We start from the raw sequence: 13,265 nt of genomic DNA on the forward strand, positions 1-13,265 counted from the left end.
GGTCCTCCGGGCCTGGCTGGGCTAAGCGGGATCGGCATAGCGCGTTCGCCCGGCGGTGCGCCAGACCTGCGACGGTCTTGTGAAAACCAGCGCTTGTTCTTGACGGACGGCGGGTGCGGCTCGATCTAGGTCCGATCTGGGCCATTTCGATATTCGGAGAACTGCAGACGATGAAGAAGCTTCTCGCGGCCGCGAGCATGGCGATGCTGATCGCTACCCCGGCCTTCGCCCAGATGCCCGGCGCGGCCGACACCTCGCGCATCGCCGCAGCGACCTACAAGGTCGACGGCCACCACACCCAGGTCGTCTGGTCGCTGAACCACATGGGCTTCTCGGTGCTCTACGGCATGTTCGGCGAGATGACCGGCAGCCTGACCCTCGATCCGGCCAATCCGTCGGCCGCCAAGGTGGTCATCGACATCCCGATGTCGGGCTCGACCACGACCTCGCCGGGCTTCACCAAGCACTTGGCGAGCAAGGACCTGCTCGATGTCGAGAAGTTCCCGACCGCCAAGTTCGTCTCGACCTCGGTCGTCGTCGACGGCCAGACCGCCAAGATCAACGGCGACCTGACCCTGAAGGGCGTGACCAAGCCGGTGACCCTCGACGCCAAGCTGACCGGCGCCGGGACCAACCCGATGAGCAAGGCGGCCACCGTCGGCTTCGAGGCCACCGCCAAGATCAAGCGCAGCGAGTTCGGCCTGGGCTACGCCCTGCCGGTGGTCGGCGACGACGTCGATCTGAAGATCACGGCCGCCTTCGAAAAGTAAGGCGCTACCAGGTGAACCTGCGGGCGCCGCCGACGATGGTCGCGCCCGAGGTTCCGAAGGCCATCAGGTCGGCGGGGCGAGCGGGCAAGGGCTTCGCTTCCGCCGGCCATTGGTCGATGACCGTGGAATACTTGACCTCGATCGCTCCCGGGCTGGGGGCGCGGAAGGTCAGGGTGAGGCCCTCGGTAGGGGCCTCCCATCCGATCCGGGCCGAGCCGCCGGTGAGCGGCTTGAGCGGATGGCCGTTGACGGCCGCATTCTCCAATTTGGTCTTGGCGTCGAGGCGCAGCGACAGCGTGCGCGCGCCCGGCGCGTCGAGGTGCAGGCGGTAGCCGCCGTCCGGCAGGCGCGTGAACGCCATGGAGCCTGGCGGGACGGCGACGGCGGCGGCCGGAGCCGCCCAGACGCCGTCGCGGCGCAGGCCCGGCAGCTTGGTCCGCGCCACTGCGCCGCCGTCGGCTGACAGGATCCCGCGGGTCCAGTCGGGCAGGCCGGGCGCATCGCTGATGCGATAGGCGCGCCCCTCCTCGCGGTTCAGATAGTAGGCGATGTGGGTGACCTGCGGGTGGCGGGCGGTCCACGGCGGATCGAACCGCACCACCGCGACCGCGACGAGGCCGAGCAGGACGACGGCCAGGGCCGACATCCGCGCGCCCTTCTGGTCTTCGGCCGGCTGCGCCAGCGGCCAGAGCGTCAGCGCTGCGAGCCAGACGACCACGGCGAGCAATTCGGGCTGGTCGAGGCCCTGGTAGATGCCGTGCCCGAACGCCAGCAGCCACGAGAGGCCGAGCACGCCGGCGATCGCCAGGGCGACCAGCACAGGCAGGCTGCGGCGTGCGCCAAGCGTGGTCAGCGCCGCCGCCAGGCTCGCCAGGACCAGCGGCCAACCGACCAGGAAGGCGGTGGTCGGGGCCGCATATTGCAGGGCGACCGCGATCAGCAGGCCGGTGGCCAGGACGCCGGCCCAGGCGCCGGCCAGGCGCGCAGGGCGTCCGAAACTCGCCAACGCCAGTACGGCGGCGACCGCGCCGAGCGTCAGTCCGACAAGGTCGAAGCGGCCGAAGGCCGAGCAGGCCACGCCGGCGATCAGGGCCAGGACGGCGCCGGCCAGCCGGGTGCGGCCGCGGCCGGCGGCGGCGGCGGCCAGCAGCAACGCGCCGACGCCCAGCAGGGCGAGCGCGGTCTCCCAGCGCCCGGCCTGGGCCAGCAGTTGGCTCTGCTCGAGGAAGCCGAACGGGACGCCGGTGGCGAGGCGCGCGAGGCGGAACACCGCCGCGGCGAAGGTCAGGGCGAACAGCGCCGCGCCCATGCCTTTCAGGACGTCGAAGAACGACAGCGCGCCGGCCCGCCGCGCGCGCAGCATCGCCAAGGTCAGCAGGAGCCCGGCCGCCGCGACGACGATCCAGCCGGCGGCCTGAGGGTAGGCGAGGATGTGGCCGCCAAAGGTGTTGGCGTAGACGAGGTTCGGCCCCTTGGCGGGCAGCGTCTTGGCGTCAGCGGCGGCGATCGTCGCCGCCAGCACCTGCTCGCCAATGTGCTGCAGCGATCCCTTGTCGAGGTTGGCGGGGGTCGAGGTGGCGGCGTGGTAGTCGAACTGGCTGCCGATGAAGGCGTAGTTCAGGCCCGCAATCCCTTTGGCCTTCGACACCGAGAAGTCGGTGTCATTGGGCATGTGCTCGTAGAGGAAGACGGTCAGGGACGAGGCGACGGGCGCGACCGCGCTCTTGCGGAAGAGCTCGATCGTGCCGGCGTTGTCGGCTCCGGTCTGGAACATCTGGGCGCGGCCGCCGCCGCCGCGGGCCTCCATGTTGAGCAAGAAGCCGATGCGGCCGGCGAGCGGGTGCTGGTCGAAGAACGCCTGGGCGCCGAGCAGGCCGCTTTCCTCGCCGTCGGTGATCAGCAGGATGACGTCTCGGGCCGGTTGGCCCTTGGCCTTGATCGCGCGGGCGATCTCGAGGGCTGCGGCGGTTCCGGTCGCGTCGTCGGCGGCGCCGGGCGAGCCCGGGACGCTGTCGTAGTGGGCCATGACGGCCACGGCGGGGGCGGAGCGGTCGGCGCCGGGCAGCACGCCGATGATGTTCTCGACGGTCCCTCCGGCGATCCAGCCGTCTTCCTGGCGCAGCACCTGCGCGCGCTGGACCTGCGGCGAGAGACCAAGCGCGCTCATCCGCGCGATCAGGTGGTCGCGGACCGCGGCGTTGGCCGGGCTGCCCATGGGATGCGGACCCTTGGCGATGACTTCGACGTCGGCCATGGCGCGGCTGGCGGAGAAGGCCGTGGCCGGCGCGTCGGCGGGGAGGGGCGTCGGCGTGCGCTCCTGCGCCCAGCCGACCAGGAACGCGAGCGCAAGGCACACGACCAGTGCGATAGTTCTTCCCAACGCCGCCTCCCCGCGAACTTTGGAGCGGAGCCTAGCGCGGAACGCGGGCAAAAAGAAAACGCCCGCCGGAAGGAGCGGCGGGCGTTCGGTCGTCTAGTGAAGCGTCGGGCCCGTTCAGGCGGCCGCGGCGCTCTCATGCGGGTCGCGCAGCACGTAGCCGCGGCCCCAGACAGTTTCGATGTGGTGCTTGCCGTCGGCTGCGGCCGCCAGCTTCTTGCGCAGCTTACAGATGAAGACGTCGATGATTTTCAGCTCGGGCTCGTCCATGCCGCCGTACAGGTGGTTCAGGAACATTTCCTTGGTGAGCGTGGTGCCCTTGCGGAGCGAGAGCAGCTCCAGCATCTGGTATTCCTTGCCGGTCAGGTGGACGCGGCTGTTGTTCACTTCGACGGTCTTGGCGTCGAGGTTCACGGTGATGTCGCCGGTCTTGATGACCGATTGGGCGTGGCCCTTGGAGCGACGGACCACCGCGTGGATACGGGCGACCAGTTCATCCTTGTGGAACGGCTTGGTCATGTAGTCGTCGCCGCCGGCGCCGAACGTCTTGACCTTGGTGTCGATCTCCGCCGTGCCGGACAGGATCATGATCGGAGTATTGATCTTCGCGACCCGCAGGGTGCGCAGAACGTCCATGCCGCTCATGTCGGGCAGGTTCAGGTCGAGCAGGATCAGATCGTAGTCATAGATCTTGCCCAGATCGACGCCTTCTTCGCCGAGGTCCGTCGTATAGACGTTAAAACCCTCGGATTTGAGCATCAATTCAATGCTCTGCGCCGTGGCGCTGTCGTCTTCGATCAACAGTACGCGCATCAGTTCCTCCTCGAACGGTAGCGCTAAAAACCTACGTATTCGGGCAATCCGCCCCGATCCTCGCGGTTAACTTGCCAGCGAGTTAATTTATGACCGGTTAATGGTGAAGCGCCTTCGGACGAATCGTTAACTCGGTTCGGGAATCGGCCACAAGCGCCGGCCCCTGAGGGCGAGTCGCGCGGCCGTTGAATCTTTTGTGATTGGACTTGATGGGCGAACAGCGACTGCCGCGCGCCCCGAACTTAACCGCGCGCGCCGAGCGGAACGGTCACGCCGGCGGGTCGTTTGGACCTGGAACAATCCCCCAGCCCAAAGGATCGTCATGGCCGTGAAACTGAAGCCGCTCGCCGACCAGGTCATCGTCATCACCGGAGCATCGTCGGGCATCGGCCTGGCGACTGCGCGCAAGGCCGCCAAGGCCGGCGCGGCGGTGGTGCTGGCCGCGCGCAACGGCGAGGCGCTGCGGGCGATCTGCGAGGACATCAACGCCCAGGGCGGCCGGGCCCACGCGGTGGTCGCCGACGTCGGGGCGCCGGAGGACGTCGACAAGATCGCCCGGGCGGCGGTCGCGCGGTTCGACCGCTTCGACACCTGGATCAACGACGCCGGCGTCGGGCTCTACGGCGAATTGGCCGACACCTCCGCCGAAGACCACGAGCGGCTGTTCCGGACCAACTACTTCGGGGTGGTCAACGGCTCGCTGGAAGCGGTGAAACACTTCAGGGAAAACCGTCGGCCCGGTGCGGTGATCAATGTCGGCTCGGCGCTCTCTGACGTGGCCGCGCCGCTGATGGGCGCCTACTCGGCCTCCAAGCACGCGGTGAAGGGCTTCACCGACGCGCTGCGCCTGGAAGTGTTGCGCGAGAAGATCCCGGTCTCGGTGACGCTCATCAAGCCGTCGAGCGTCTCGACCCCGTTCGCCGACCATGCGCGCAACATGATGGATCAGCCCGCCTCGCTGCGGCCGCCGCGCTATGCGCCCGAGGTCGTCGCCGACGCGATCTTGCACGCGGCCGCCCATCCGGTGCGCGACATCGTGGTCGGCTCCGGGGCGCGTCCGATGGCGATCGGGTCGGCGGCCGCGCCGATCGTGGTCGACAAGGTGCTGGCGCGCATGTTGCCGCCGATGAGCCGGCGGCGCGGGGACAAGCCCACGCGCGACAATCTGTACGAGCCCGGCCTCGACGGTCTGACCGAAAGCGAGCACCTCAAGGGCCGCCGTTTCAGCGTCTACACCGAGGCGCAGAAGCGGCCGGGCCTGACGCTCGGCCTCGGTGCGCTGGCGGTCGTCGGCCTAGCCGCTTTCCTCGGCCGTGAGAGCCTGGCCAAGAACGCGCGGCCGATGCTGGCCAAGGCGGCGCGGCCGCTGCTGATGCGAGCCGCCATGCAGCGCCCCGCGACCGCCGCCAAGCTAGTGGCGCGCCATCCGGGCAAGGCGGCGCGGCTGGCCGCCGCCCTGCGTTGACCAAGCGGGGAATCTTCATCGGGAGTTAACGGCGGCGGGCGGATTCTCCCAGGCGGTCGAATCTGACCGCTGGGGTCCAGTCCTTGCGTAGCCTTGTCGCCGCCGTCGAGCGGATCGATCCGCTCACCGTATCCGGCCGCGTCGCGGCCGTGAACGGCCTCCTGATCGAGGCGCGGGGCGGACTGACGCGCCTGGCTGTGGGCGCGCGCGCCGAGATCGAGCGCCGGGCCGACAAGCCGCTGGCCGCTGAGGTGGTCGGCTTCCGCGAAACCCGCGCCCTGCTGATGCCGTTCGGCCCGGTCGAGGGCGTCGCGCCGGGCGCCGAGATCCGCATCGAACCGCAAGGCTCGGCGGTGCGGCCGACGACGGCCTGGCTGGGCCGCATTGTCGACGCCTTCGGCGAGCCGATCGACGGTCTGGGACCGCTGCCGCAGGGCACGGCCGCCTATCCGCTGCGGGCCGCGCCGCCCGCCGCCCATGCGCGCGGCCGGGTCGGCGAGCGCCTGGACCTGGGCGTGCGCTCGATGAACGTCTTCACCACCTGCTGCCGTGGCCAGCGCCTGGGCGTGTTCGCGGGCTCTGGCGTCGGCAAGTCGGTGCTGCTGTCGATGCTGGCCAAGCAGTCGGACTGCGACGCGGTCGTGGTCGGGCTGATCGGCGAGCGGGGCCGCGAGGTCCGCGAGTTCATCGAAGAGACCTTGGGCGAAGAAGGTCTCAAGCGCGCCATCGTCGTGGTCGCCACCTCCGACGAGCCGGCGTTGAAACGCCGGCAGGCCGCCTACATGACCCTGGCCATCGCCGAGTTCCTGCGCGACCAGGACCTCGAAGTCCTCTGCATGATGGACAGCGTCACTCGCTTCGCCATGGCGCAGCGCGAGATCGGCCTGGCCGCTGGCGAGCCGCCGACCACCAAGGGCTATACCCCCACTGTCTTCACCGAACTGCCCAAGCTGCTGGAGCGGGCCGGGCCTGGACCAATACGCCCGGATGGCACCACGGCCGGACCGATCACCGGAATCTTCACCGTGCTGGTCGACGGGGATGACCACAACGAACCCATCGCCGACGCCGTACGCGGTATCCTCGACGGCCACATCGTCATGGAGCGGGCGATCGCCGAGCGCGGCCGCTTCCCGGCCATCAACGTGCTGAAGTCGATCAGCCGGACGATGCCGGGGTGCCACCTGCCGCACGAGCGCGAGATCGTGAAGGCCGCGCGCCAGTCGCTGTCGGCCTATGCCAACATGGAAGAACTGATCCGCATCGGCGCCTATCGCGCCGGCGCCGATCCGCAGGTCGACCGCGCCATCGCCCTCAATCCTTCGCTCGAGGCGTTCCTCGGCCAGGACAAGGACGAGGCCACCAGCCTGGACGACAGCTTCAACATCCTCGCCCACATCCTGAACGGTGAAGCCGCATGAGCTGGGCCAAGTCCCTGATCAAGCTTTCGACCTACGAGGTCGAAATCCTCCAGAAGCGCCTGGGCGAAATCGCCGACCGGCGCATGCAGTGCGAGATGAAGCTGGCCTTCCTCGAAGCGGAAGGGGAAGCCGAGGCGCAGCGCGCGCGCCAGGACGCCGAGGCCGGCTGGTACCAGGTCGGCTTCTGGGAAGGCTTGCGCGCCCGAAAGGCGCTGATCCAGGCCGACATCGATCGCATCGCCATCGAGGAAGCCGGGGCCCGCGACGCGCTGGCCTTGGCCTTCGAAGAGCAGAAGAAATACGAGCAGGTGGCCGAGGGCATTCGTCTGGCCCAGGTCAAGGAGGCCGCGCGTCTCGAGACCGCCGCCCTGGACGAGCTGGGGCTGCGCCGGGCGGCCGGCGGCCGGTGAGCCTTTCACGGCGTTCGGTGGTCGGAGCCGCGCTGGCTCTGGCGGCCTGCGACCGCGGCCCCGACGCCCAGGCCGCGACGCTGGACCTGCCGCCCTTGAAGTCGGTGGCGCCGTTTCCGGTCGGAACCTGCGTCCAGGCCTTCCAGCTCGACGAACCGGATCTGTCGGCGTTGATCGCCACTCAAGTCTCCCAGCTCACCGCCGAGTGGGAGATGAAGATGGAGTACATCGTCCAGGAGGACGGCTCGCTCCGCTTCGACGCGCCCGACCGCATCGCCGCCTTCGCCCGCACGCACGGCATGCGGTTCTTCGGGCACACGCTGGTCTGGTACGCGCAGGAGCCGTCGGCCTTCAAAAACCTGGACACTGGCCGGGCAAGTTTCGAGGCGGCCTATCGCAATTACATCTCCGCCGTCGTCAGTCGCTATCGCGGGCAGGCGGTCGGTTGGGACGTGGTCAACGAGGCGGTGGACGAGGAGGGCGACGGCTGGCGCGATTGCCTATGGTCGCAGCGGCTGGGGCCGCTGGAACACATGGTGCTGGCGTTCCAGCACGCGCGTGCGGCCGACCCTGACGCGGTGCTGTTCCTCAACGACTACAACCTGGAGAACCGCCCGAAGAAGCGGGCCACGTTCATGAAGCTGGTCGAGGCGCTGCTCAAGGCCGGCGCGCCGCTGACCGGCGTCGGGACCCAGACGCATGTGGCGGCCGACCTCGCCCCGGGCATGATCACCGCGGCGATCAAGGACCTGGCCAGCTTCGGCCTGCCGGTCCACCTGTCGGAAATGGACGTCTCGTTGAAGCGGGCCGAAGGCGTGCATGGCCGCGCCAACCTCGAGGCGGGACAGGCGCGGCTCTACACCGAGGCGGCGGAGGCCTTCTCCAGCCTGCCGGCGCAGCAGCGCTTCGCGTTCACCCACTGGGGCCTGCGCGATCCGGATTCCTGGCTCAACTACAAGAGCGGCGGCGATCACCCGCTGCTGTTCGACGGCAAAGGCCGTCCGAAGGCGGCGACAGCCGCCTGGATCAACGGGCTGCGCTAGTTCAGCGGGCCCGGCGTCGGCGGGCGGGGCGCGGCGCGCGCGGGGGCCGGTTCGGCGGCGTCGGCCGCTTCGCGCAGGGCGTGCAGATCGTCGCTGAGGCGGAACAGGGCGACATAGAGCTCGCAGAACGAACGCCACAGCAGCACCAGGCCGGCGACGACCAGCAGGCCGGCGACCAGCACCGGGATCGCCAGAATCACGCCGATCCAGCTTTCCTCGCGCAGGGCGACGCCGACGGCGGCGCCGACCGTACCGAACGCGATCAGCGCGATGACCCCGAGGCCGGCCCAATAGATGAGATGAATCACCTGGTTGGTCATCAGGCGCTCGAAGGTCAGCAGATCCCAGAAGATCGAGCTGCCCGGGCCGCGCCGGGTCGGGGAAGCAGGTCGCCGCATTCGATTTCCAACGCTTCGCGGCCCAATCGACCGCGCCAGGGGCAAATCGCTACCAGCCGGGGGGCGCGGCTGCAACGCCCGTCGCGCCGCAGTCTTCCGCCGGGCGTCGCGGTAGGGCGGTTTTGAACCCCGGGCAGGGGCTCCGGCGGCGCTGGGATGACAACATTCGCTGAATGCGTGTTAGCCTTCGAGCATGGGCACGACGACACAAGCCGCCGACTGGAGACTTGAGCCGATCTCGGGCGCCGACCGCGACGTGGTCGAAATCATCGGCTTGCCGCCCGAACAGGAGGCGTTCGCCGGCAGTCTGGACGAGGTGTTCGGGCGCTTGAACGAGACCGACGCGGTCGGGCTCGAGCAGGGCTTCGCGGTCATCGAACCGGGCGGCGAGGTGGTCGGCTTCTTCGTTCTGCGCGAGGGGCTGCGCCGCCCGCCCTGGGCGCCCCCCGGCACCGTCAGCCTGCACAATTTCCGGGTTCGGCCCGGCTTCCAGGGCCGGGGCGTCGGCCGGCGCTGCATCACCCTGCTCGAGGCCTGGTTCGTGCGCGAGCGGCCGGTGCAGCCGCAGCTGATGCTGGCGGTGAACGCCCGCAACATCGCGGCCATCGAGGCCTATCGGAAGATGGGCTTCGTCGACACCGGCGGCCGGCACGAGGAGGGCTTCGGCCCGCAGCTGATCTTCGCCAAGCCGCTGGGCTGACGCCGAGCTAGATCTGCCCGACCGTCTTCAGCCGGGCCTTCGGGTGGATCTCGTTCTGGCTGAGCACCGGGGTCTGGCCGCGGAAGCGCTCGATGATCGAGCGGACGTAGGGGCGGATCTGCGGGCTGGTCAGCAGCACGGCGCTGTCGCCGGCCAGGGCCGCGCGCTCGAAGCTGTCGCGGACGGCGCGGATGAAGTCCTGCAGTCGCGAGGGGGCCAGGGCCAGCTGCTTTTCCTCACCGGCGCCGATCAGCGCGTCTGCGAAGGCGTTCTCCCACTCGCCCGACATGGTGATGATGGGCAGGGCGCCGTCGTCGCCGCGATAGGCGAACGAGAGCTGACGGGCCAGGCGGCCGCGGACCTGTTCGACCAGCAGGGTGATCGAGGCGGTGTGCGGCGCGGCCTCGCCGATGCCTTCGAGGATGGCCGGCAGGTCGCGGATCGAGACGCGCTCACGCAGCAGCGCCTGCAACACCCGCTGGATGGTGGTGGCCGAGACGACGGCCGGCACCAGGTCGTCGACCAGCTTCTTCTGCTCGCCTGGCAGGTCCTTCAACAGCTTCTGGACCTCGGCGTAGGAGAGCAGGTCGGGCATGTTCTCCTTGAGGATCTCGGTCAGGTGCGTGGTCAGCACGGTGGCCGGATCGACGATGGTGTAGCCGCGGAAGGTGGCTTCTTCGCGCAGGGAGTCGTCGATCCAGGTGGCCGGCAGGCCGAAGGCCGGCTCGCGCATGTGCTCGCCGGGCAGCTCGACCTGGCCGCCTGACGGGTCCATGGCCATCAGCGAGCCAAGCCGCACTTCGCCGCCGCCGCCTTCCATCTCCTTGATGCGGATCATGTAGCCCTGCGAGGGCAGGCGCATGTTGTCGAGGATGCGCACCGCCGGCATCACGAAGCCGAAGTCCTGGGCCAGCGTGCGGCGCAGGGCCTTGATCTGGTCGGTCAGGCGGCGGCCTTCGAGGTCGTTGATCAGCGGCAGCAGGCCGTAGCCGAGCTCGATCTTGATCTCGTCGATGGCCAGGGCTTGGCTGATCGGCTCTTCCTGGTCCTGGGCGGCCGCGGCCGCATCGACCGGCACCAGCTCGACCGGCGGCGGGGCGAGGGCGTCCTGTGAGCGCTTCCAGGCCAGGAAGCCGGCGCCGGCGGCCAGGGCCGCGAACGGGATGATCGGCATGCCCGGGATCAGGGCGATGACGCCGGCCGACGCCGAGACCATGCCCAGGCTGATCGGGTTCATCGCCAGCTGGGCGACGAGGGCCTTGTCGGCCGAGCCGTCGACGCCGGCCTTGGACACCAGGAAGCCGGCGGCGATCGAGATGATCAGGGCCGGGATCTGGCTGACCAGGCCGTCGCCGATGGTCATGATGGTGTAGGACGAGGCGGCCTGGGCGAGCGGCACCTTGTGCTGCACGACGCCGATCAGGATGCCGCCGATGATGTTGATGGCGACGATGATCAAGCCGGCGACGGCGTCGCCGCGCACGAACTTGCTGGCGCCGTCCATGGCCCCGAAGAAGGTGCTTTCCTGCTCCAGCTCCTTGCGGCGCTTCTTGGCCTCGTTTTCCTCGATCAGGCCAGCCGACAGGTCGGCGTCGATGGCCATCTGCTTGCCGGGCATCGAGTCCAGGGTGAAGCGGGCGGCGACTTCGGCGATCCGGCCCGAACCCTTGGTGATGACGACGAAGTTCACGATCACCAGGATGATGAACACGATCACGCCGATGACGAAGTTGCCGCCCATCATCAGCTTGCCGAAGCCTTCGATGATCTTACCGGCCCCGTGCGCGCCTTCGTGGCCGTGACCGAGGATCAGGCGCGTCGAGGCGATGTTCAGCCCCAGGCGGAACAGGGTGGTGACCAGCAGAACAGTCGGGAAGGCCGTGAATTCCAGCGGCTTCTTGATCAGAAGCGAGGTCATCAGGATCAGCACTGACGAGGTGATCGACACCGCCAGCAGCATGTCCAGCATGAACGGCGGGATCGGCAGGATCAGCAGGATGACGATGCCGATGACGCCCAGAGCCAGGGCGACCTCGCCCTTCATCAGCCAGCCCAGCATTTCGCGGGCCGACGGACGGGTCGAGGAAGGGAGCGAGGCGTCGGTCATGATCTGCTCGGGTTACTCGTTCAGGCCGCGCTGGCGCCCATCTGCGGGGCGGGCACCGGGACGCCGGCCTCGGTGTATTCCTTGAGCTTGTTGCGCAGGGTGCGGATCGAGATGCCGAGGATGTTGGCCGCGTGCGTGCGGTTGCCCAGGCAGTGCGAGAGGGTGTCGATGATCAGCCGTTGCTCCATGTCGGCGACGGTCTGGCCGACGAAGGTGCGGGTCACCGCCTCGGCGGCGTCGGCCGCGGTCTGGGCGGCGCGGGCGGCCGGGTCGGGGGCGGCCAGCGGCTGGCCGTCCGGCAGGCGGATCGCGCCTTCCTCGATCTCCGGCCCGCTCGCCAGCAGCACCGCGCGGTGCATGGCGTTCTCCAGCTCGCGGACGTTGCCCGGCCAGCGGTGGGCGGCCAGACGGCGCTTGGCTTCGGCCGACAGCGGCCGCTCGGGCATGCCGTTGGCCTTGGCGTATTTGCGGATGAAGAACTCGGCCAAGGCCACCACGTCGCCCGGGCGCTCGCGCAGCGGCGGCAGCCGCAGGTTCACGACGTTGAGGCGATAGAGCAGGTCCTCGCGGAACGTGCCGTCCTTGACCGCCTGGGCCAGGTCGCGGTTCGAGGTGGCGAGGATGCGGATGTCGACCTTCACCGGCTTGGCGCCGCCGACCCGGTCGATCTCGCGCTCCTGGATGGCGCGCAGCAGCTTGGCCTGCAGGCGGGCGTCCATCTCGGAGATTTCGTCGAGCAGCAGGGTGCCGCCGTTGGCTTCCTCGAACTTGCCGATGCGGCGGGCCACGGCGCCGGTGAACGCGCCCTTCTCGTGGCCGAACAGCTCGCTTTCCAGGAGGTTCTCGGGAATGGCCGCACAGTTGACCGAGATGAACGGGCGGCTGGCGCGGCGCGACTTCTGGTGCACGTAGCGGGCGATGACTTCCTTACCCGAGCCGCTTTCCCCGGTGATCAGGATCGAGGCTTCGGACGGGGCGACCTGATCGGCGAGGCTGATGACGCCCTGCATGCCGGGATCGCGCACGACCATCGGCTTCTCGTCGTCGGAGACGGCGGCCAGGACGGCGGCGATCATCTCGGCGTCCGGCGGCAGCGGGATGAATTCCTTGGCGCCCGCGCGGATCGCGTCGCCGGCCTTCTGGGCGTCCGGATCGACGCCGCAGGCGACCACCGGGACGCGGATGCGCTCGCCCTCGTTGGCGGCGATCAGACCGGCGATGTCGAGGTCGTAGTCGACCAGCAGCAGGTCCGCGCCCTGGCCCGCGCGCAGAGCGTGGGTGGCCGCCTCGATGGTCTCCACATGGCTGACCTTGGCGCCCGCCGTCATCGCCATCTTCACGGCGTTGGAGAGCTGTCCGTTCAGTTTTCCGACGACCAAAAGCCGCATAGCACTATCTCCTACAGACCCTCAGGCGATCAGCCCTGAGTGTCGCCGTCCTTGATGATTTCGGTCATGGTCACGCCCAGGCGGTCGTCGACGATGACGACCTCTCCGCGGGCGACCAGCCGGTTGTTCACGTAGATGTCGATGGCCTCGCCGACCTTGCGGTCCAGGTCGAGGACGCTGCCCGACTGCAGCTGCAGCAGCTGGGCCACCGACATGGTGGCGCGGCCGAGCACCGCCGAGATCGAGACGGGAACGTCGAAGACCGGCGCCAGGTCGGTCGCGGTCTTGTCCTCGATCTCCAGGCCCATCTCGGCCATGGGCATGTCGGAGGGACCGAATTCGTCGAGTTTGAGGTCGTTGTCGGACATGGCGG

The 13,265-nt window shown here is 69.1% G+C and carries 12 protein-coding genes; 6 read left to right on the plus strand and 6 right to left on the minus strand.

Annotated features, from left to right (window positions below):
* The first annotated feature begins 170 nt into the window (after positions 1–170).
* Positions 171–770 (plus strand): YceI family protein, encoded by a 600-nt coding sequence (locus AC1Q87_RS15000; protein ID WP_492609727.1) that lies wholly within the window; start codon positions 171–173, stop codon positions 768–770.
* Between the two features lie 4 nt (positions 771–774).
* Here the strand turns inward: AC1Q87_RS15000 and AC1Q87_RS15005 are convergent, their stop codons facing one another.
* Both AC1Q87_RS15005 and ctrA read right to left on the minus strand, forming a co-directional pair.
* Positions 775–3,126, minus strand: coding sequence for a M20/M25/M40 family metallo-hydrolase (locus AC1Q87_RS15005; RefSeq protein ID WP_492609728.1), 2,352 nt, complete (start codon positions 3,124–3,126; stop codon positions 775–777).
* A gap of 138 nt (positions 3,127–3,264) precedes the next feature.
* Complete coding sequence (ctrA, locus tag AC1Q87_RS15010; RefSeq protein ID WP_183773298.1) at positions 3,265–3,960, minus strand: response regulator transcription factor CtrA; 696 nt, start codon at positions 3,958–3,960, stop codon at positions 3,265–3,267.
* A 322-nt stretch (positions 3,961–4,282) separates the two neighbouring features.
* On the opposite strand from ctrA, the gene AC1Q87_RS15015 reads away from it, so the two are divergent.
* The 4 genes from AC1Q87_RS15015 to AC1Q87_RS15030 all read left to right on the plus strand — a co-directional run bounded on the left by AC1Q87_RS15015 (position 4,283) and on the right by AC1Q87_RS15030 (position 8,299).
* A complete protein-coding gene (locus tag AC1Q87_RS15015) occupies positions 4,283–5,425 on the plus strand; it encodes an SDR family oxidoreductase (protein WP_492609729.1) in 1,143 nt (380 codons plus the stop codon).
* A gap of 83 nt (positions 5,426–5,508) precedes the next feature.
* A complete protein-coding gene (gene fliI, locus AC1Q87_RS15020) occupies positions 5,509–6,846 on the plus strand; it encodes a flagellar protein export ATPase FliI (protein WP_492609730.1) in 1,338 nt (445 codons plus the stop codon).
* The gene (locus tag AC1Q87_RS15025) at positions 6,843–7,256 is read left to right on the plus strand and encodes a flagellar export protein FliJ (protein WP_492609731.1); all 414 of its coding nucleotides are present in this window, start codon (positions 6,843–6,845) and stop codon (positions 7,254–7,256) included. The genes fliI and AC1Q87_RS15025 overlap by 4 nt, the downstream gene beginning before the upstream one ends.
* Entirely contained in the window at positions 7,253–8,299 is a 1,047-nt protein-coding gene (locus AC1Q87_RS15030) for an endo-1,4-beta-xylanase (protein ID WP_492609732.1), read from the plus strand. Before AC1Q87_RS15025 ends, AC1Q87_RS15030 begins: the two co-directional genes overlap by 4 nt.
* Here AC1Q87_RS15030 and AC1Q87_RS15035 read toward each other — a convergent pair.
* Positions 8,296–8,697, minus strand: coding sequence for a DUF4282 domain-containing protein (locus AC1Q87_RS15035; RefSeq protein ID WP_492609733.1), 402 nt, complete (start codon positions 8,695–8,697; stop codon positions 8,296–8,298). The two genes, AC1Q87_RS15030 and AC1Q87_RS15035, sit on opposite strands and share 4 nt — an antisense overlap.
* Before the next feature lie 193 nt (positions 8,698–8,890).
* Between AC1Q87_RS15035 and AC1Q87_RS15040 the strand changes: the two genes are divergently transcribed.
* Positions 8,891–9,397 (plus strand): GNAT family N-acetyltransferase, encoded by a 507-nt coding sequence (locus tag AC1Q87_RS15040; protein WP_492609734.1) that lies wholly within the window; start codon positions 8,891–8,893, stop codon positions 9,395–9,397.
* A 7-nt stretch (positions 9,398–9,404) separates the two neighbouring features.
* Here AC1Q87_RS15040 and flhA read toward each other — a convergent pair whose 3' ends face one another.
* Genes flhA through fliN form a run of 3 tightly spaced genes read right to left on the minus strand, consistent with a single transcriptional unit; the run spans position 9,405 to position 13,260 of the window.
* Positions 9,405–11,504 carry a flagellar biosynthesis protein FlhA gene (gene flhA, locus AC1Q87_RS15045; protein WP_492609735.1) on the minus strand — a complete coding sequence of 700 codons (2,100 nt, stop codon included), beginning with the start codon at positions 11,502–11,504 and terminating at the stop codon, positions 9,405–9,407.
* 20 nt (positions 11,505–11,524) lie between these two features.
* A complete protein-coding gene (flbD, locus tag AC1Q87_RS15050) occupies positions 11,525–12,892 on the minus strand; it encodes a sigma-54-dependent transcriptional regulator FlbD (protein ID WP_492609736.1) in 1,368 nt (455 codons plus the stop codon).
* A 29-nt stretch (positions 12,893–12,921) separates the two neighbouring features.
* Positions 12,922–13,260, minus strand: coding sequence for a flagellar motor switch protein FliN (fliN, locus tag AC1Q87_RS15055; protein WP_492609737.1), 339 nt, complete (start codon positions 13,258–13,260; stop codon positions 12,922–12,924).
* Positions 13,261–13,265: the final 5 nt, after the last annotated feature.

This window comes from Phenylobacterium sp. GW823-FHT02A09 (assembly GCF_058797775.1).